The following is an 18,862-nucleotide window of genomic DNA, read 5'->3' on the forward strand; positions in this document are numbered from 1 at the left end:
GCACCTGCGACCTCGATGCAAGGCGCTTTTACCTAGACTTTTGTGGGTAAGGATCACTTTGACCACCGGAAAACGTTGGTCATCGGTATCCGCAGGGAAGTTAGGGGCGTTGTAGATGTCCGCTCAAGGGAACGCGGGAAGCGCACACCTGAAGCCGCCGGTCGAGAAGGTCCGGTCGCACTACGACAAATCGAACGAGTTCTTCAAGCTCTGGCTTGACCCGTCGATGACCTACAGCTGCGCCTACTTTGACGAACATCCCGACCCGCAGAATCTGACCAAGACGCTGGAGGAGGCGCAGTACGCCAAGCGCAAGCTGTCGCTGGACAAGCTGAACCTCGAGCCCGGCATGACGCTGCTCGACATCGGCTGCGGCTGGGGTTCGACGATGCGGCACGCGGTGGCCGAGTACGACGTCAACGTCATCGGTCTGACGCTGAGCGAGAACCAGTACGCGCACGACGTGGAGAAGTTCAAAGAGATCGACAGTCCCCGCCGCATGGAGGTGCGGATCCAGGGCTGGGAGGAATTCCCCGACGAACCGATCGACCGGATCGTGTCGCTGGGCGCGTTCGAGCATTTCGCCGACGGTGCGGGCGATGCCGGATACGAGCGTTACGCCGTCTTTTTCAAGAAGTTTTACGATTTGCTGCCCGACGGCGGCCGGATGCTGCTGCATTCGATCGTGGTGCCCACCACCGAGGAGGTCAACGCGCTCGGCTTGAAGACGACCATGAGCCTGCTGCGGTTCATCAGCTTCATCCTCAAGGAAATTTTCCCGGGCGGGAGGTTGCCCCAGGTTCAGCAGATCGACCGGTATGCGACGGAGGCGGGATTCAACATCGAGCGCCATCACTTCATCGGGAAGAACTACGTTCCGACGTTGACGACCTGGGCGGACGCTCTCGAGGCGCACAGAGACGAGGCGATAGCTCTCAAGGGGCAGGAGACCTACGACATCTACATGCACTACCTGCGGGGGTGCTCTGACTTGTTCCGCGACGGCTACACCAACGTTTGTCAGTTCACGATGGTCAAGTAGTCGGCGGGTGCGAGGTCAGGTATCCGCCGAAGTAGGCGTCAGGCACCAGCCGAGGTAATTCAGCCGAGTGGTGCCCCCGGCACGACTCGAACGTGCGACCTAGGGATTAGAAGGCCCTTGCTCTATCCACCTGAGCTACGGAGGCAATGTGCAGGTCAGTCTATTCCAACGGCGTGTCGAGTTACGACTCGCCGCCGCGACGCGCGCGAAAAGCGTTCCCGCGCCACGGTTATCGGCTATGGTTGGGACCCTCGACACACGTACAACACCGGCCGGTAATCGGCCGTTTACCGCAACGAGGCGTGTGCAGATCGTCGAGGGGTGGCGTTGCTATGAGCGTGACCATGCACCTGACTTCGCGGTGCTCATGGGCTGGTACCCAGGCAGCACGCCTGGCGGCCGATGCGATGGATGCCTATCGGGCCGGCACGCTGTTGCTGCGCGGTTCGCCGTTCGCGCTGGGCTGCCTCGTGGGCTGGCTTTCCACGGAGTTTCCACCGCACGTCGTGACCGGGCACGCGTTGTCGCGGGTCGCGCACCCGTCCATCGGCCGCGTCGGCACATCCTGGGCGGCCCAGCGGGCGGATAGGGCGCTGACCGGCGCGCTCGAGGAGTCCTTCGGGCCGGACTTCCGCGAGCAGGTATGCCACCCGGCCGGCATCAAGCCAGTCTGCGCGCCGCGCAGCGGCGTGTTGAACAGGCCCGGGCCGCATCGCCGGTACGCGGCGCAGACGTCGAACATCCCCTACGGTCCGGCTGGTCGCGACAACCTGCTCGACATCTGGCGCCGCCATGACCTGGCGCCGGGGCGGCGGGCGCCGGTGCTGATCCAGGTCCCGGGCGGGGCGTGGACCGTCGGCGACAAACGAGTGCAGGCCTACACGCTGATGAGCCGCATGGCCGAACTCGGCTGGATCTGCGTTTCGATCAACTACTGCAAGAGCCCGCGTTCGACGTTTCCCGCGCACCTCATCGACGTGAAGAGGGCGATCGCGTGGGTCCGCCAAAACATCGCCGACTACGGGGGTGATCCCGACTTCATCGCGATCACCGGCGGCTCGGCCGGCGGACACCTGGCCTCGCTGGCCGCGCTTACCCCGAACGACCCGGCGTTCCAACCCGGATTCGAAGGCGCCGACACGACGGTTCAGGCCGTCGCGCCCTATTACGGCGTGTACGACTTCACCGACTTCGAGAACATGCACGACTTGATGCTGCCGTTCCTGGAGCAGTTCGTGATGAAGGCCCGCTACACCGACGACCCCGAGCGGTTCAGGGCGGCGTCACCGGTCAACTACGTTCACGGCGACGCGCCGCCCTTCTTCGTGTTGCACGGCGAGAAGGACGAGTTGGTCCCCAGTGGCCAGGCCCGGGGTTTCTGCGCGGCGTTGCGCGCCGCCGGCGCCACGGTGGCCCACGCGGAGCTCGCCAATGCCCACCACGCGTTCGACATCCTCTCGACGGTCCGCTCGCGGCTGGCCGCGGACGCCGTCGCCGATTTCTTGGGTGTCATCTACGGCCGGCGCGTCAGCTCCCTGCTGGACTTGGACCAGCTGGCGGCCACACCGGCCAGCTGAGCCCGGGCCCCCCGTCACCGGCGCCCGACCACTCCTTTCACCAGCGCGGCAACCCGACTAGCGTTGTGTTGGCTATGGGGATGGCGGGGCCGAGGCAGGAGGCTTGATCGACGGTGACAGGGCTGGCGCGTCGGGCGGAGGACCATGACTGAGTCCGATGGGGTCGTGAAATTGTCCGACCAACTCGGACCGGTCGACTATCTGATGCATCGTGGTGAAGCGAATCCCCGGACTCGGTCGGGCATCATGGCGCTGGAACTTCTCGACACCACACCGGACTGGGACAAGTTCCTGACCCGATTCGAGAACGCATCCCGACGGGTGTTGCGGTTGCGTCAGAAGGTTGTCGTGCCGACCCTGCCGACCGCGTCGCCGCGCTGGGTGGTGGACCCCGATTTCAACCTCGAATTCCACGTGCGCCGGATGCGGGTGGCCGAGCCCGGGACACTGCGCGACGTGTTCAACCTCGCCGAGGTGATCCTGCAGTCGCCCATGGACATCTCCCGTCCGCTGTGGACGGCCACCCTGGTGGAGGGTTTGGCCGACGGGAAAGCCGCCACGCTGTTGCACGTCAGCCACGCGGTCACCGACGGCGTCGGCGGTGTGCAGATGTTTGCGGAAATCTATGACCTGGAGCGCGACCCGCCTGCCAAGCCGACGCCCCCGCTGCCCATCCCGCAGGATCTGACCCCCAATGACCTGATGCGGCAAGGCATTAACCACTTGCCCACCGCCGTGGTCGGCGGTGTCGTGAGCGCGGTGTCGGGGGCGGTGTCGGCGGCCGGACGGGCGGTCCTGGAGCCGGGTTCCACCGTGTCCGGGATCGTGGGCTATGCCATGTCGGGGATGCGGGTGCTCAACCGGTCGGCCGAGCCGTCGCCGCTGCTGCGGCGGCGCAGCCTGGCGACCCGCACCGAGGCGATCGACATCCCGCTCTCCGACCTGCACCGGGCGGCCAAGGCGGGCGGGGGATCGATCAACGACGCCTACCTCGCCGGCCTGTGTGGAGCCCTGCGGCGCTATCACGAGGCGCTCGGTGTGCCGATCAGCACGCTGCCGATGGCGGTCCCGGTTAGCCTGCGGGCCGAGGCCGACACGGCCGGCGGCAACAGGTTCACCGGGGTCAACCTGGCCGCGCCGGTGGGCACCGTCGACCCGGTTTCGCGGATGAAGAAGATCCGTGCGCAGATGACGCAGCGCCGCGACGAGCCCGCGATGAACATCATCGGTTCCGTCGCGCCACTGCTCAGCGTCCTGCCGACCGCGGTGCTCGAAGGCATCACCGGCTCGGTGATCGGCTCCGACGTGCAGGCCAGCAACGTCCCGGTGTACCCGGGAGACACCTACATCGCCGGTGCAAAGGTGTTGCGGCAGTATGGGATCGGTCCACTACCGGGGGTAGCGATGATGGTGGTGCTGATCTCTCGGGGCGGGTGGTGCACCATCACCGTGCGCTACGACAGGGCCTCGGTGCGCAACGAGCCACTGTTCGCTCAATGCCTGTTGGAAGGCTTCGACGAAATTCTGGCGCTGGCCGGTGAGGGGGCGCCCCACGCGGTGCCGGCCTCGTTCACCGAACCGGCGACTTCGGCACGGACGGCGTCGGGTTCATGAGCGCCACCAAAGACCAGGGCGACGAGCGCGGGACGCCCGGGACGGACATGCGGTTGCCGGGCTCGGTCGCCGAAATCATGGCCAGCCCACCGGGTCCGAAGATCGGGGCGTTCTTCGACCTCGACGGGACGCTGGTGGCCGGCTTCACGGCGGTGATTCTCACCCAGGAGCGGCTGCTGCGCCGTGACATGGGGGTCGGTGAGCTACTCGGCATGGTCCAGGCCGGGCTGAGCCACACGCTCGGGCGCATCGAGTTCGAGGACCTCATCGGCAAGGCCGCCGCCGCGTTGGCCGGCCGCCTGCTGGACGACCTGGAAGAGATCGGCGAGCGGCTGTTCGTGCAGCGGATCGAGTCGCGGATCTACCCGGAGATGCGCGAGCTGGTCCGGGCGCACGTGGCTCGCGGGCACACCGTGGTGCTCAGCTCGTCGGCGCTGACCATTCAGGTCAACCCGGTGGCGCGGTTCCTGGGCATCTCGAACATGCTCACCAACAAGTTCGAAACCACCGAAGACGGGATACTCACCGGCGGTGTGCAGAAGCCGATCCTGTGGGGGCCCGGCAAAGCCGCTGCGGTGCAACGGTTTGCCGCCGAGAACGGCATCGATCTGAAGGACAGCTACTTCTACGCCGACGGGGATGAGGACGTCGCCCTCATGTACCTGGTCGGCAACCCCCGCCCAACCAATCCCGAGGGGAAGATGGCCGCCGTGGCGAAACGCCGCGGCTGGCCGATCCTGCGGTTCAGCAGCCGCGGTCCGGTGGGCCTGCGCCGGCAGATCCGCACCCTCGCCGGCTTCGGCTCGATGTTCCCCGTCGCCGCGGGCGCCGTGGGCATCGGCGTGTTGACCCGCAACCGGCGGCGCGGGGTCAACTTCTTCACCTCGACCTTCTCCCAGCTGTCGCTGGCCATCGCCGGGGTGCAGCTCAACGTCATCGGTCAGGAGAACCTGACCGCGCAGCGGCCGGCGGTGTTCATCTTCAATCACCGCAACCAAGTTGACCCGGTCATCGCCGGAGCGCTGGTGCGCGACAACTGGATCGGCGTGGGGAAGAAGGAGCTGAAGAAAGACCCGATCATGGGGACGCTCGGCAGGCTGCTCGACGGCGTGTTCATCGACCGGGACGACCCCGTCGCCGCGGTGGAGACGATGCACGAGATCGAAGACCGGGCGCGCAGGGGACTGTCCATCGTGATCGCGCCGGAAGGCACTCGCGTGGACACCACCGAAGTCGGGCCCTTCAAGAAGGGGCCGTTCCGCCTGGCGATGGCGGCCGGGATCCCGATCGTCCCGATCGTGATCCGCAACGCGGAACTCGTCGCCGCCCGCAACTCGACCGTCGTCAATCCCGGTACCGTGGATGTCGCCGTCTTTCCGCCGATCTCGGTGCAGGATTGGACCGTCGAGAACCTGCCGGAGCGCATCGCCGAGGTCCGTCAGCTGTATCTGGACACGCTGGCCAACTGGCCGGTCGACGAGCTGCCCCAGGTAGACCTGTATGCCGAGAAGAAGGCGGCGACGAAGGCCAAGGCGCCCGCGAAAAAGACTGCGGCTAAGGCTGTTTCGAAGGCACCGGCGAAGAAGGCCGCATCGAAGAGGGCCGCCTCGAAAGCCAAGCCCGCCAAGGCGAATCCCCACGGGTCGCAGGCCGCCCTCAAAGACGGTGAGGCGCACGGGCTCTCCTCCAGCGCGGAGCCGCCGGAATCCGCGCCCGAAGGGCGGCCGTGACCGAAACGGCCGCGGATACCACCGCGGTCCTCACCGGCCAAGACTCGCTGGTGTTGGCGTCCATGGCCTCGCCGGTCGAGCGGGACCTGGTGACGGCCTGGATGGCTCAACAGCGCGCCGCCATACCCGGCGCGAGATTCGACGTGCTGGAGCTGCCGCCGCCCACCGCGCCTCCCGAGGCGCTGACCGCGCTGATCGAACAGCTCGGGGCCGACGGCCGCTCCATCGTGCCGGTGCGGGTGTTCTGGCTGCCGCCACCGGACCGTGGCAGAATCGCCAAGCTGGCCGGCCTGCTGCCCGGGCGAGATCCCTACCACCCCAACGAACGTCAACAACTGCACATCATGCGCAACGCTCCCCAGCGGGCGCGGGTGGTGGCCGGCGAACCCGCGAAAGTCTCCGAACTGCGCGAGCAATGGCGCAACATCACCGTCGGTGAGAACGAAAGCGACTTCGCCCGATTCGTCATCCGACGCGCGCTGCTGGCGCTGGAACGCTTCGAGTATCGAATCCTGGGTCCGCAGTACAAGTCTCCGCGCCTGGTGAAGCCGGAAATCCTGGAGTCCAGCCGGTTTCGTGCCGGGCTGAAGAAGATCCCCGGCGCGACCGTCGACGAAGCGGGCGAGATGCTCGACGAGCTCTCCACCGGCTGGAGCCGGGTGTCCGTCGACCTGGTTTCCGTCCTCGGCAGGATGCTCAGCCGCGGGTTCGATCCGGAGATCGACTACGACGGATATCAGGTCGCGGCGATGCGCGCCGCCCTGGAGGCCCACCCGGCGGTGCTGCTCTTCTCGCATCGCTCCTACATCGACGGCGCGGTGGTGCCGGTGGCGATGCAGGAGAACCGGCTGCCGCCGGTGCATGTGTTCGCCGGCATCAACCTGTCGTTCGGCGCGATGGGCCCACTGCTGCGCCGGTCCGGCGTCATCTTCATCCGCCGCAACATCGGTGAAAACCCGCTCTACAAATACGTTCTGCGCGAATACGTCGGGTATATCGTCGAAAAGCGGTTCAACTTGAGTTGGTCCATCGAGGGCACCCGCTCGCGCACCGGCAAGATGTTGCCGCCAAAACTCGGTCTGCTGGCCTACGTCGCCGATGCCTACCTGGACGGCCGCAGTGAAGACATCCTGCTGCAGCCGGTGTCCATCAGTTTCGACCAGTTGCACGAGACCGCCGAGTACGCGGCCTACGCCCGCGGCGGGGAGAAGACGCCCGAAGGCGTTGGCTGGCTGTACAACTTCATCAGGGCGCAGGGCGAACGCAACTACGGCAAGATCTACGTCCGCTTCCCGGAAGCCGTTTCGATGCGCCAATACCTTGGCCCGGCGCACGGCGCGCTGTCACACGACCAAGACGCCAAACGGCTTGCGCTGCAGAAGATGTCGTTCGAGGTCGCGTGGCGGATATTGCAGGCGACGCCGGTGACGGCGACCGGCCTGGTGTGCGCGCTGCTGCTCACCACTCGCGGCGCGGCGTTGACGCTCGATCAGTTGCACCACACGCTGCAGGACTCGCTCGATTACCTGGAACGCAAACAGAACCCGATGTCGACGAGCGCGCTGCGGCTGCGCTCGCGCGACGGTGTGCGGGCGGCGGTCGACGCATTGTCCAACGGGCACCCGATCACCCGGGTCGACGGTGGCCGGGAACCGGTGTGGCACATCGCCCCCGACGAGCAGCACGCGGCAGCGTTCTACCGCAACTCGCTGATCCATGCCTTCCTGGAGACCTCGATCGTCGAATTGGCGCTGGCGCATGCCCGGCACGCCGAGGGCGACCGCATGCGTGCCTTCTGGGACCAGGCCATGCGGTTGCGCGACCTGCTCAAGTTCGACTTCTACTTCGCGGACTCGGCGGCGTTTCGGGACAACATCGCCGAAGAGATGGCCTGGCATGACGATTGGGAAGACCACGTCAGCGCCGGGGGGGAGGAGATCGACGCGCTGCTGTTCGCCAAGCGTCCGCTGATGGCGGACGCGATGCTGCGGGTGTTCTTCGAGGCCTACGAGATCGTCGCCGACGTGTTGCGGGATGCGCCGGCCGACGTCGGCCAGAAGACGCTGACCGAGTCGGCGCTCGGCGTGGGCCGCCAATACGTGGCGCAAACCCGGGTCCGCAGCAGCGAATCGGTGTCGACGCTGTTGTTCGCCACGGCCTATCAGGTCGTCGTCGACCAGGATCTGATCGCGCCCGCGCCGGACCTCGCCGAGCGTCGGGCCGCGTTTCGGGGCGAACTGCGGGACATCCTGCGGGATTCGAATTATGTCGGGCGGATAGCGCGCGACCAGTTCGTCGCCCGCGAGGTCAAAGCGCGTCGGGAGCGCCTGGCTCGGTAGTTCCCGGTAGGGGCTCATACCCTGGCTGTATGACGGTCGGTCGGTCGCTGACGCCACCCCGCGCGCGGGTGTGGCCGCTGCTGATCGGTGTCGCGCTGCTGGCGGGCTGCACGGCGGCCGGTATCGGGGCGCTGTCGCTGGCCGATGCGCTGACCGCCACGGGTTTGCCGAACCCGGGCCCGGCAACCACGCTGGGGCTCCCGTTCGTCCGGGCGGCGGGGGAGATCGCCGCGGTGCTGGCCGTGGGTTCGTTCCTGTTCGCGGCGTTCCTGGTGCCGCCGCAACGCAGCGGCGTCCTGGACGCCGACGGGTACCGGGCGCTGCGCCTGGGGACCGTCGCGTCGGGCGTCTGGGCGGCGTGTGCGGCGCTGCTGGTTCCGCTGACCGTTTCCGACGTATCGGGCCGCCCGCTGGTCGCGCTTTTGAACCCGGTGCGGATCTGGTCGATCGCCGGCCTGGTCACCACCGCCTCCGCGTGGCGCTGGACCGCGGCGCTGGCCGCGCTGGTGATGCTGGCCAGCCTCTCGGTGCTGCGCTGGTCGTGGACGCCGCTGCTGTTCGCCGGGTCGCTGCTGACGCTCATCCCGCTCGGGCTGACCGGCCATTCGTCGGCGGGCGGTTCGCACGACCTGGCGACCAACAGCCTGCTGATCCACCTCGTGGCCGCCGGCCTGTGGGCGGGCGGACTCCTGGCGTTGACCGCCTACGGGCTGCGTGGCGGCGGGCACGTCGCCCTGGCGGCGCGGCGGTTCTCCGCAATCGCGCTGTGGTGCTGGGTCGCGATGGCGCTCAGCGGTCTGGTGAACGCCGCGGTGCGCGTCCCGCTGGGCGACCTGCTGACCACCGATTACGGCCGATTGGTGGTCGGCAAGTTCGCCGCGTTATGCGTGCTGGGGGTAATCGGCTGGCGCCAGCGGCGCTCGTCGGTCGCCGGTTTGCAGGCGGAACCGCCTCGGCCCGAGGCGCGCCGCGCCCTGCTGCGGCTGGCGCTCGCCGAGGCCGCGGTCTTCGGCCTCACCTTCGGCATCGCCGTCGGCCTGGGCCGCACCCCGCCGCCACCACCGCCGAGCCGGCTGCCCTCGATTCCCGAGGCCGAGATCGGCTACGACTTCAACGGTCCGCCCACCCCGGCCCGGATCTTGTTCGACTGGCGCTTCGACCTGATCTTCGGCAGCGCCGCCATCGTCTTCGCCGCCCTCTATGTGGCCGCCGTGGTCCGCCTGCGTCGGCGAGGCGACGCCTGGCCGCCGGGCCGGACCGTGGCCTGGCTGCTCGGCTGCCTGACGTTGCTGCTCGTCACCTCGTCGGGGGTCGGTCGCTACATGCCGGCGATGTTCAGCGTGCACATGGTCGCCCACATGGGCCTGTCGATGCTGGTGCCGATCCTGCTGGTGCTGGGCGCCCCGGTGAGCCTGGCCCTGCGGGCGTTGCCCGCCGCGGGCCGGGACGACCCGCCCGGCTTGCGGGAATGGCTGCTCGCCGCGCTGCACAGCCGGCTGTCGCGGTTCCTCACCAACCCGGTCGTGGCCACCGTGCTGTTCGTCGCCGGCTTCTACGGGCTGTACCTGTCGAACCTGTTCGACATCGCCGTGGGCAGTCACGCGGGGCACCTGGCGATGAACCTGCACTTCCTGCTCAGCGGCTACCTCTTCTACTGGATCGTCATCGGGGTCGACCCCACGCCGCGCCCGATCCCGCCGCTGGCCAAGGTGGGTGTGGTGTTCGCGTCGCTGCCGCTGCACGCGTTCTTCGGGGTGGTGCTGATGGGCACGCGCAGGGTGCTGGGCGCCGACTACTACCGTTCGCTCGGCTTGACCTGGCACACCGACCTGCTCGGTGACCAGCGGTTGGGTGGCGGCATCGCCTGGGCGGCGGGGGAGTTGCCGCTGGTGATCGTGATGCTGGCGCTGCTGGTGCAGTGGGCGCGCAGCGACGACCGCACCGCCCGGCGGTTGGACCGCGCCGCAGACCGCGACGACGACGCCGAGCTGGTCGCTTACAACGCGATGCTGGCCGAGCTGGCGCGGCGCGACACACCGAACCGTCCGCACCAGCCGGCGGACTGATCCACAGTCGCGATTCCTTCCACAGGCCGTCGAGGCACCGCCGGATCCGGGACCCTTCGCCCGCCGGGCCGTCGGTGGCACCGGGCTCAATGGCGGCCAGGACGGGCGGTGCCGCGTTCACCGCCCAAACAGCACACCGAGAAGGGATCATTGCAATGTTCGAAACCCCGCTTACCGTTGTCGGGCACATCGTCAACAACCCCGAACGTCGACAGGTCGGCTCCCAGGAGGTCATCAAGTTTCGCGTCGCCAGCAATTCCCGGCGGCGCACGGCCGACGGCGGCTGGGAGTCGGGCAACTCGCTGTTCATCAACGTCAACTGCTGGGGCAAGTTGGTCACGGGGGTGGGTGCCGCGTTGGGCAAGGGTGCACCGGTGATCGTGGTGGGCCACGTCTACACCAGCGAGTACGACGACCGCGACGGCAACCGCCGCTCGTCGCTGGAGATGCGTGCGACCTCCGTCGGACCCGACGTATCCCGCGCGATTGTGCGCATCGAGAAGCCGGGCTACACCGGTCCCAATCCGGAGCAGGCGCCCGCCAATGGAACTTCGGCGACCGCCGCCGACGTTGGTGGTGACGAGGACCTGAAGGCCGGCGACGACCCGGCCGACTCCGGAGACACCGCCGCAGACCGCGCCCGGCTCTCCGTTCCGGCTTGACCGTCGGCTTGGGGGCGGGCCGGCAGTTGCCGGCCGGTGCCTAGGATGGTCCGCGAGATCACTCTGCAGACCAGAAAGGCACAACAGCGGCATGGCTGAGTTCATCTACACGATGAAAAAGGTCCGCAAGGCGCACGGCGACAAGGTGATCCTGGACGACGTCACGTTGAGCTTCTACCCGGGCGCCAAGATCGGCGTCGTTGGCCCCAACGGCGCCGGCAAGTCGAGCGTCTTGCGGATCATGGCCGGGCTGGACAAGCCGAACAACGGCGAGGCCTTCCTGGCCACCGGGGCCACCGTCGGCATCCTGCAGCAGGAGCCGCCGCTGAACGAAGAGAAGACGGTGCGCGGCAACGTCGAAGAGGGGCTCGGCGAGATCAAGGTCAAGCTGGACCGCTTCAACGAGGTCGCCGAATTGATGGCCACCGACTACTCCGACGAGTTGATGGAGGAAATGGGCCGGCTGCAGGAGGACCTCGACCACGCCGACGCCTGGGACCTCGACTCGCAGCTCGAGCAGGCCATGGACGCCCTGCGCTGCCCGCCGCCGGACGAGCCGGTGACGAATCTGTCCGGCGGTGAGCGGCGCCGCGTGGCGCTGTGCAAGCTGCTGTTGTCCAAGCCCGACCTGCTGCTGCTCGACGAGCCGACCAACCACCTGGACGCCGAAAGCGTGCAGTGGCTCGAACAACACCTGGCCGCCTACCCGGGCGCGGTGTTGGCGGTGACCCACGACCGGTACTTCCTGGACAACGTCGCCGAGTGGATCCTCGAGCTCGACCGCGGCCGTGCGTATCCCTACGAAGGCAACTACTCGACATATCTGGAGAAGAAGGCCGAGCGGTTGGCGGTGCAGGGCCGCAAGGACGCCAAGCTGCACAAGCGGCTGACCGAGGAGCTGGCCTGGGTGCGGCAGGGGGCCAAGGCGCGACAAGCGAAGAACAAGGCCCGTCTGCAGCGCTACGAGGAGATGGCCGCTGAGGCGGAGAAGACGCGCAAGCTGGACTTCGAGGAAATCCAGATCCCCGTCGGGCCGCGACTGGGCAACGTGGTCGTCGAGGTCGACCACCTCGACAAGGGCTACGACGGGCGGACCCTGATCAAGGACCTGTCCTTCACGCTGCCCCGCAACGGCATCGTCGGCGTGATCGGCCCCAACGGGGTGGGCAAGACGACGCTGTTCAAGACCATCGTCGGGCTGGAACAGCCAGACAGCGGGACCGTCAAGGTCGGAGAAACGGTCAAGCTCAGCTATGTGGACCAGTCCCGCGCCGGCATCGATCCCAAGAAGACCGTGTGGGAAGTCGTTTCGGATGGCCTCGACTACATCGAGGTCGGCCAGAACGAGATCCCGTCGCGCGCCTATGTCTCGGCGTTCGGGTTCAAGGGTCCCGACCAGCAGAAGCCGGCCGGCGTGCTGTCCGGTGGCGAGCGGAACCGGCTGAACCTGGCGCTCACGCTCAAGGAAGGCGGCAATCTGCTTCTCCTCGACGAGCCCACCAACGACCTCGACGTCGAGACGCTGGGTTCGCTGGAGAATGCGCTGGAGAAATTCCCGGGCTGCGCGGTGGTCATTTCCCACGATCGCTGGTTCCTGGACCGCACCTGCACGCACATCCTGGCCTGGGAGGGCGACGAGGACAACGAGGCGAAGTGGTTCTGGTTCGAGGGCAACTTCGGCGCGTACGAGGAGAACAAGGTCGAACGGCTCGGTGTTGACGCGGCCCGGCCGCACAGAGTGACCCACCGGAAGCTCACGCGCGACTAGTGTCAGCTGCGCAGCACCCCGACGATGCGGCCCAGACGGCCGCGGCGGGTGCACCCCGCTTGCGGGGGGAGAGTGGGCGGTTGAACACAGCGGCGTTCGTCACCAGTTGGGAGCCATCGGCATGACGATCGATCCCGGGCCCAAGCAGACCCTCAAGCCGTGGACCGCCTTCACCCAGCAGCAGGACATTCCCGACTGGATCGCGAAGGCCTATATCGAGAGCTATCGCGGCCCGCATGGCGATGAGCCCGGAGCGGAATCCGGCCCTATCGACCTGACGGTCCCGACCGCCATCGTGACCCCCGCCATGCTCGGCGCGCACTATCGGCTCGGTCAGCACCGTCCCGCCGGCCAAAGCCGGGTCGCGGTCTACCCCTCGGACGACCCGGCCGGCTTCGGGCCCGCGCTGCAAGTCGTCACCGACCACGGCGGCATGTTGTTGGATTCCGTCACGGTGCTGCTGCACCGCCTCGGTGTGCCCTACGCGGCCATCATGACCCCGGTGTTCGAGGTGCACCGCGACCCCGCCGGCGACCTGGTCAGCGTCGAATCGAAACCGCCCGGGGCCCCGCCATACGTGGGCGAGGCATGGATACACGTGCAACTGCTGCCCTCGGTCGACAGCAAGGGCCTCGCCGAAGTCGAACGGCTGTTGCCCAAGGTGCTGTCCGACGTGCAACAGGTCGCCAGTGACGCGGGTGAATTGATCGCCGCCCTGAGCGGCCTGGCCGCGGAAGTGGAAACCAACGCCCACGGCCACTTCTCGGCCCCCGACCGCGCCGACGTCGCGGCGCTGCTGCGCTGGCTGGGCAACGGGAACTTCCTGCTGCTCGGCTACCAGCGGTGCCGCGTGCATGACCGTCTCGTCTCCGGCGACGGGTCGCCCGGGCTGGGCGTCCTGCGCGCCCGCACCGGCTCCCGCCCACGGCTGACGGATGACGACAAATTGCTGGTGTTGGCTCAATCGGTCGTCGGCAGCTACCTGCGTTACGGCGCCTACCCGTACGCCGTCGCGGTCCGGGAAAATATCGGCGACGACGGCGGCGTTGTCGAGCACCGCTTCGTCGGGCTCTTCACGGTCGCGGCCATGAACGCGGATGTTCTGGAAATCCCGACGATCTCGACCCGGGTGCGCGACGCGCTGGCCCTGGCCGACAGCGACCCAATCCACCCCGGCCAGCTGCTGCTCGACGTCATTCAAACCGTTCCGCGCTCGGAACTGTTCACGTTGAGCGCCGAACGGCTCTTGACGATGGCCAAAGCGGTGGTGGATCTGGGATCCCAACGGCGGGCGTTGTTGTTCCTGCGCGCCGACCGGCTCCAATATTTCGTCTCGTGCCTGGTCTATCTGCCCCGCGACCGCTACACCACCCAGGTGCGGCTGCAAATCGAGGACATTCTGGTCCGCGAGTTCGGTGGCACGCGGCTGGAATTCACTGCACGTGTCAGCGAATCACCATGGGCCCTGATGCATTTCATGGTCCGGTTGCCGGAAGATGCGGCGCCTGTAGATGTTTCCGAAGACAACCGGGTCCGCATCCAGGGGTTGCTGAGCGAAGCCGCGCGGACCTGGAGCGACCGGTTGATCGGGGCGGCCGCGGAAGGCTCCGTCGAACAGGCCGACGCCGAGCACTATGGCACCGCTTTCTCCGAGGTCTACAAGCAAGCGGTCACCCCGGCCGATGCCATCGAGCACATCGCCATCATCGAAGGGCTGCAGGATAATTCGGTCAAGCTGGTGTTCTCCGAGCGCGGCGAGGACGGGGCCGCGCAGCTGACCTGGTTTCTGGGCGGACGCACCGCCTCGCTGAGCCAGCTCCTGCCCATGTTGCAGAGCATGGGTGTGGTGGTGCTCGAGGAGCGACCGTTCACCGTCACCCGCCCGGACGGGCTGCCGGTGTGGATCTATCAGTTCAAGATCTCCACGCACCCCACGATCGCGCCGGCGACGACCACGGCGGACCGCGACGCGACCGCCCAGCGGTTTGCCGACGCGGTCACCGCGATCTGGCAAGGCCGCGTCGAGATCGACCGGTTCAACGAGCTGGTGATGCGCGCCCGGCTGACCTGGCAGCAGGTCGTGCTGCTCCGTGCATACGCGAAGTACCTACGGCAGGCGGGCTTTCCGTACAGCCAGTCCTACATCGAGTCGGTACTGAACGAGCACCCGTCCACCGCGCGATCGCTGGTCGCCCTGTTCGAGGCGCTCTTCGATCCCCGGCCGTCGGGCGCATCCACCAACCGTGACGCACAAGCGGCGGCGGCCGCGGTAGCCGCCGACATCGACGCGCTGATGAGCCTGGACACCGACCGCATCCTGCGGGCGTTCGCATCGCTGGTTCAGGCGACGCTGCGCACCAATTACTTTGTGACGCGCGAGGGTTCGGCCCGCGCCCGAAACGTTCTGGCGCTCAAACTCAATGCGCAGCTGATCGACGAACTGCCGCTCCCGCGGCCCAAGTACGAGATCTTCGTCTATTCGCCCCGCGTCGAGGGTGTGCACCTGCGGTTCGGGCCGGTGGCGCGCGGCGGGCTGCGCTGGTCGGACCGTCGCGACGATTTCCGCACCGAGATCCTCGGCCTGGTAAAGGCGCAGGCGGTGAAGAATGCAGTCATCGTGCCGGTCGGCGCCAAGGGCGGCTTCGTCGTCAAGCGGCCGCCGTTGGCGACCGGCGATCAGGCGGAGGACCGCGATGCCACCCGCGCCGAGGGCATCGCCTGCTATCAGCTGTTCATCTCCGGCTTGCTCGACGTCACCGACAACGTCGATCACGCAACGAGAAAGGTCAGCCCGCCGCCGGAGGTGATACGACGCGACGGTGACGACGCCTACCTGGTGGTGGCCGCGGACAAGGGCACCGCCACCTTCTCCGACATCGCCAACGACGTCGCGAAGTCCTACGGCTTCTGGTTGGGTGACGCCTTCGCGTCCGGCGGATCGGTGGGCTACGACCACAAGGCGATGGGCATCACGGCCCGGGGCGCTTGGGAGGCCGTCAAGCGACACTTTCGGGAGATGGGCGTCGACACCCAGGCCGAGGACTTCACGGTGGTGGGCATCGGCGATATGAGCGGCGACGTGTTCGGCAACGGCATGCTGCTGTCCAAGCACATCAGGTTGATCGCCGCCTTCGATCACCGGCACGTCTTCCTCGACCCCGACCCCGCCCCCGCGGCGTCGTGGGAGGAACGCCGGCGGATGTTCGACCTGCCGCGGTCCAGCTGGGAGGACTACGACAAGTCGTTGATCAGCGAGGGCGGCGGGGTGTACAGCCGCGAGCACAAATCCATCCCCGTTAGCCCGCAGGTGCGCGACGCGCTGGGCATCGACAGCGAGATCACGGAGATGACCCCGCCCAACCTGATCAAGGCGATTTTGCAGGCGCCGGTCGATCTGTTGTTCAACGGCGGCATCGGCACCTACATCAAGGCCGAGTCCGAGTCCGACGCCGACGTCGGCGATCGCGCCAACGATCCCGTCCGGGTCAACGCAAGTCAGGTGCGCGCCAAGGTGATCGGCGAGGGCGGAAACCTGGGGGTGACAGCCCTGGGCCGGGTCGAATTCGATCTGTCGGGCGGGCGCATCAACACCGACGCGATGGACAACTCCGCCGGCGTGGACTGTTCGGACCACGAGGTGAACATCAAGATCCTGATCGACTCGCTGGTCACCGCCGGCAGGGTCGACCCCGAGGAGCGAAAAGAGTTGCTGGAGTCGATGACCGACGAGGTCGCGCGACTGGTGCTCACCGACAACGAGGATCAGAACGACTTGATCGGCACGAGCCGCGCCAACGCGGCCAGCCTGCTGCCGGTGCACGGCAGGCAGATTCAATACCTCGTCGACGAGCGGGGGCTCAACCGCGAATTGGAAGCCCTCCCGTCGGAGAAGGAGATCGACCGGCGGTGTGAGGCGGGCATCGGCCTGACGTCACCCGAGCTGTGCACCTTGATGGCGCACGTCAAACTCGGGCTCAAAGAAGAGATGCTGAACACCGAACTGACCGAGCAGGATGTGTTCGCATCCCGGTTGCCGCAATACTTTCCGACGCCGTTGCGGGAGCGGTTCGGCCCGGAGATCCGCACCCACCAGCTGCGCCGGGAGATCGTCACCACCATGCTGATCAACGACCTGGTCGACACCGCCGGCATCAGCTACGCGTTCCGGATCACCGAGGATGTCGGGGTCGGGCCCGTCGATGCGGTGCGGACTTACGTCGCTACCGACGCCATCTTCGGCGTGGGGGAGATTTGGCGGCGGATCCGCGCGGCGAATCTGCCGGTCGCGCTGTCCGATCGGCTCACACTGGACACCCGACGGCTGATCGACCGCGCCGGCCGCTGGCTGCTCAACTACCGTCCGCAGCCGCTCGCCGTCGGTGCCGAGATCAACCGGTTCGCCGCGAAGGTCAAAGACCTGACCCCCCGGATGTCGGAGTGGCTGCGCGGCGACGACAAGGCGATCGTGGAGAAGGAGGCCGCCGAATTCTCTTCGCAGGGTGCGCCCGACGACCTGGCGTACATGATCGCCGCCGGTCTGTACCGGTTCAGCCTGCTGGACATCATCGACATCGGCGACATCAACGACATCGACGCCGCCGAGGTCGCCGACACCTACTTCGCCCTGATGGACCGGCTGGGCACCGACGGATTGCTGACGGCGGTATCCGAACTGCCCCGCAACGACCGCTGGCATTCCCTGGCGCGCTTGGCGATTCGCGACGACATCTACGCCTCGCTGCGTTCGTTGTGCTTCGATGTGCTCGCCGTGGGGGAGCCGAACGAAAGCGGCGAGGAGAAGATCGCCGAGTGGGAACACCTGTCCGCATCGCGGGTGGAGCGGGCCCGCCGCACCCTCATCGAAATTCAGGAAAGTGGAGAAAAGGATCTCGCGACGCTGTCGGTGGCGGCGCGCCAGATCCGGCGCATGACCCGCACCAGTGGAAGAGGATCCTCGAGTTGAGCGTCGGCTTCGTAGCCCCCGTACCGGTCCGCTGGTCGGACATCGACATGTATCAGCACGTCAACCACGCCACCATGGTCACCATCCTGGAGGAGGCCCGGGTCCAGTTCCTGCGCGAAGCGTTCGAGGTCGACATCTTGACCATCGGGTTGCTCATCGCCGAAGTCAAGGTGACCTACAAAGGTCAGCTGAAGCTGGTCGATTCGCCGCTGCAGGTGACGATGTGGACCAAGCGGCTGCGGGCTGTCGACTTCACGCTGGGCTACGAAGTGCGCTCGGTCAACGCCGATCCCGAGTCCAAACCGGCCGTCATCGCCGAATCGCAACTGGCCGCCGTTCATATCGAGGAGGAGCGCCTGGTGCGGCTCTCTCCACACCATCGGGAGTACCTGCAACGGTGGATTCGCTAGCTGACCGCGGGCTCTGGCTGGGGCCACCGGACCGGGCCGCCCAGCGCAGGGACCTCAGTGCCTTCGTCGATTACGCGCTGCGACTCGACGACACGGCGGTCATTCGCCTTCGCACTCGATCGGCCGGGCAGCTGACAGCTTGGGTGGCAACGGGTTTCGACGTCCTGGCCAGCCGGGTGGTCGCTGGCGAAGTGCGGCCCGAGGATCTGTCGGTGGGCGCGGACGCGCTGGCGCGCGGCCTGGCCGCGATGGGGGACTCGGGCTACGTCGATCCGGGCTTCGCGATGGACTCCGCGTGGCGGGGGGCGTTGCCCCCGGACGCCGGCTTCACCCATCTCGAGGACATACCCGCGCGAGTGATGCTCGACCTGGCGCAGCGCGGCGCACGACTTGCCAAGGAGCACGGCAGTTCGCACGGCCCACCCGTATCGCTGCTCGACCAGGAGGTCATCCAGGTGAGCTCATCCGACGCGAGTGTGGGGCTGCCCATGCGGTGTGTGTTCGCCTTGACCGCAATGGGTTTCCTGCCGCAGTCACCGGATGCCGTCGGCGCCGACGAAATGATCCGGGTGCGGATCCTACCGACCTGGTTGCGCATCGACGCCCGGTTCGGCTCCGTGTACCGACGCCGCGGCGACCCTGCGCTGCTGCTGCGCTGACTCGCATCCCGTTCCGAATCATCTTGAGTCGA

General features: G+C 67.3%; 11 protein-coding genes and 1 tRNA gene. 11 read left to right on the top strand and 1 reads right to left on the bottom strand.

Annotated features, from left to right (window positions below; genetic code table 11):
• The first annotated feature begins 115 nt into the window (after nucleotides 1-115).
• Nucleotides 116-1,042, top strand: a complete 927-nt coding sequence (locus tag A5709_RS17970; RefSeq protein ID WP_068121260.1) for a cyclopropane mycolic acid synthase family methyltransferase — start codon at nucleotides 116-118, stop codon at nucleotides 1,040-1,042.
• 68 nt (nucleotides 1,043-1,110) lie between these two features.
• Here the strand turns inward: A5709_RS17970 and A5709_RS17975 are convergent.
• A tRNA-Arg gene (locus A5709_RS17975) sits at nucleotides 1,111-1,187 on the bottom strand.
• Nucleotides 1,188-1,374: 187 nt separating this feature from the next.
• On the opposite strand from A5709_RS17975, the gene A5709_RS17980 reads away from it, so the two are divergent.
• From A5709_RS17980 to A5709_RS18025, 10 genes are all read left to right on the top strand, one after another.
• Complete coding sequence (locus tag A5709_RS17980; RefSeq protein WP_068121262.1) at nucleotides 1,375-2,619, top strand: alpha/beta hydrolase; 1,245 nt, start codon at nucleotides 1,375-1,377, stop codon at nucleotides 2,617-2,619.
• Between the two features lie 144 nt (nucleotides 2,620-2,763).
• Nucleotides 2,764-4,233: a wax ester/triacylglycerol synthase family O-acyltransferase gene (locus tag A5709_RS17985; protein ID WP_067947024.1), complete on the top strand. Its 1,470-nt coding sequence runs from the start codon at nucleotides 2,764-2,766 to the stop codon at nucleotides 4,231-4,233.
• The gene (locus tag A5709_RS17990; protein ID WP_068121263.1) at nucleotides 4,230-5,963 is read left to right on the top strand and encodes an HAD-IB family hydrolase/lysophospholipid acyltransferase family protein; all 1,734 of its coding nucleotides are present in this window, start codon (nucleotides 4,230-4,232) and stop codon (nucleotides 5,961-5,963) included. Before A5709_RS17985 ends, A5709_RS17990 begins: the two co-directional genes overlap by 4 nt.
• Nucleotides 5,960-8,302, top strand: coding sequence for a glycerol-3-phosphate 1-O-acyltransferase (locus A5709_RS17995; RefSeq protein ID WP_068121267.1), 2,343 nt, complete (start codon nucleotides 5,960-5,962; stop codon nucleotides 8,300-8,302). The genes A5709_RS17990 and A5709_RS17995 overlap by 4 nt, the downstream gene beginning before the upstream one ends.
• Before the next feature lie 29 nt (nucleotides 8,303-8,331).
• Nucleotides 8,332-10,368 (top strand): cytochrome c oxidase assembly protein, encoded by a 2,037-nt coding sequence (locus A5709_RS18000; protein ID WP_068121270.1) that lies wholly within the window; start codon nucleotides 8,332-8,334, stop codon nucleotides 10,366-10,368.
• 155 nt (nucleotides 10,369-10,523) lie between these two features.
• Nucleotides 10,524-11,030, top strand: coding sequence for a single-stranded DNA-binding protein (locus A5709_RS18005; RefSeq protein ID WP_068008436.1), 507 nt, complete (start codon nucleotides 10,524-10,526; stop codon nucleotides 11,028-11,030).
• 91 nt (nucleotides 11,031-11,121) lie between these two features.
• A complete protein-coding gene (ettA, locus tag A5709_RS18010; RefSeq protein ID WP_067947014.1) occupies nucleotides 11,122-12,798 on the top strand; it encodes an energy-dependent translational throttle protein EttA in 1,677 nt (558 codons plus the stop codon).
• A 121-nt stretch (nucleotides 12,799-12,919) separates the two neighbouring features.
• The gene (locus tag A5709_RS18015) at nucleotides 12,920-17,761 is read left to right on the top strand and encodes an NAD-glutamate dehydrogenase (RefSeq protein ID WP_068121275.1); all 4,842 of its coding nucleotides are present in this window, start codon (nucleotides 12,920-12,922) and stop codon (nucleotides 17,759-17,761) included.
• Complete coding sequence (locus A5709_RS18020) at nucleotides 17,758-18,171, top strand: thioesterase family protein (protein WP_067947010.1); 414 nt, start codon at nucleotides 17,758-17,760, stop codon at nucleotides 18,169-18,171. Before A5709_RS18015 ends, A5709_RS18020 begins: the two co-directional genes overlap by 4 nt.
• Complete coding sequence (locus A5709_RS18025; protein ID WP_068008443.1) at nucleotides 18,159-18,830, top strand: hypothetical protein; 672 nt, start codon at nucleotides 18,159-18,161, stop codon at nucleotides 18,828-18,830. Before A5709_RS18020 ends, A5709_RS18025 begins: the two co-directional genes overlap by 13 nt.
• Nucleotides 18,831-18,862 lie beyond the last annotated feature (32 nt).

The organism is Mycobacterium sp. E1386 (assembly GCF_001672745.1).
In the GTDB taxonomy this organism is placed as follows: domain Bacteria; phylum Actinomycetota; class Actinomycetes; order Mycobacteriales; family Mycobacteriaceae; genus Mycobacterium.

Coding starts and splice junctions, on each gene's coding strand:
- A5709_RS17970 (WP_068121260.1), top strand. CDS start 116: ATGTCCGCTCAAGGGAACGCGGGAAGCGCACACCTGAAGCCGCCGGTC.
- A5709_RS17985 (WP_067947024.1), top strand. CDS start 2,764: ATGACTGAGTCCGATGGGGTCGTGAAATTGTCCGACCAACTCGGACCG.
- A5709_RS18000 (WP_068121270.1), top strand. CDS start 8,332: ATGACGGTCGGTCGGTCGCTGACGCCACCCCGCGCGCGGGTGTGGCCG.
- A5709_RS17980 (WP_068121262.1), top strand. CDS start 1,375: ATGAGCGTGACCATGCACCTGACTTCGCGGTGCTCATGGGCTGGTACC.
- A5709_RS17990 (WP_068121263.1), top strand. CDS start 4,230: ATGAGCGCCACCAAAGACCAGGGCGACGAGCGCGGGACGCCCGGGACG.
- A5709_RS18015 (WP_068121275.1), top strand. CDS start 12,920: ATGACGATCGATCCCGGGCCCAAGCAGACCCTCAAGCCGTGGACCGCC.
- A5709_RS18005 (WP_068008436.1), top strand. CDS start 10,524: ATGTTCGAAACCCCGCTTACCGTTGTCGGGCACATCGTCAACAACCCC.
- ettA (WP_067947014.1), top strand. CDS start 11,122: ATGGCTGAGTTCATCTACACGATGAAAAAGGTCCGCAAGGCGCACGGC.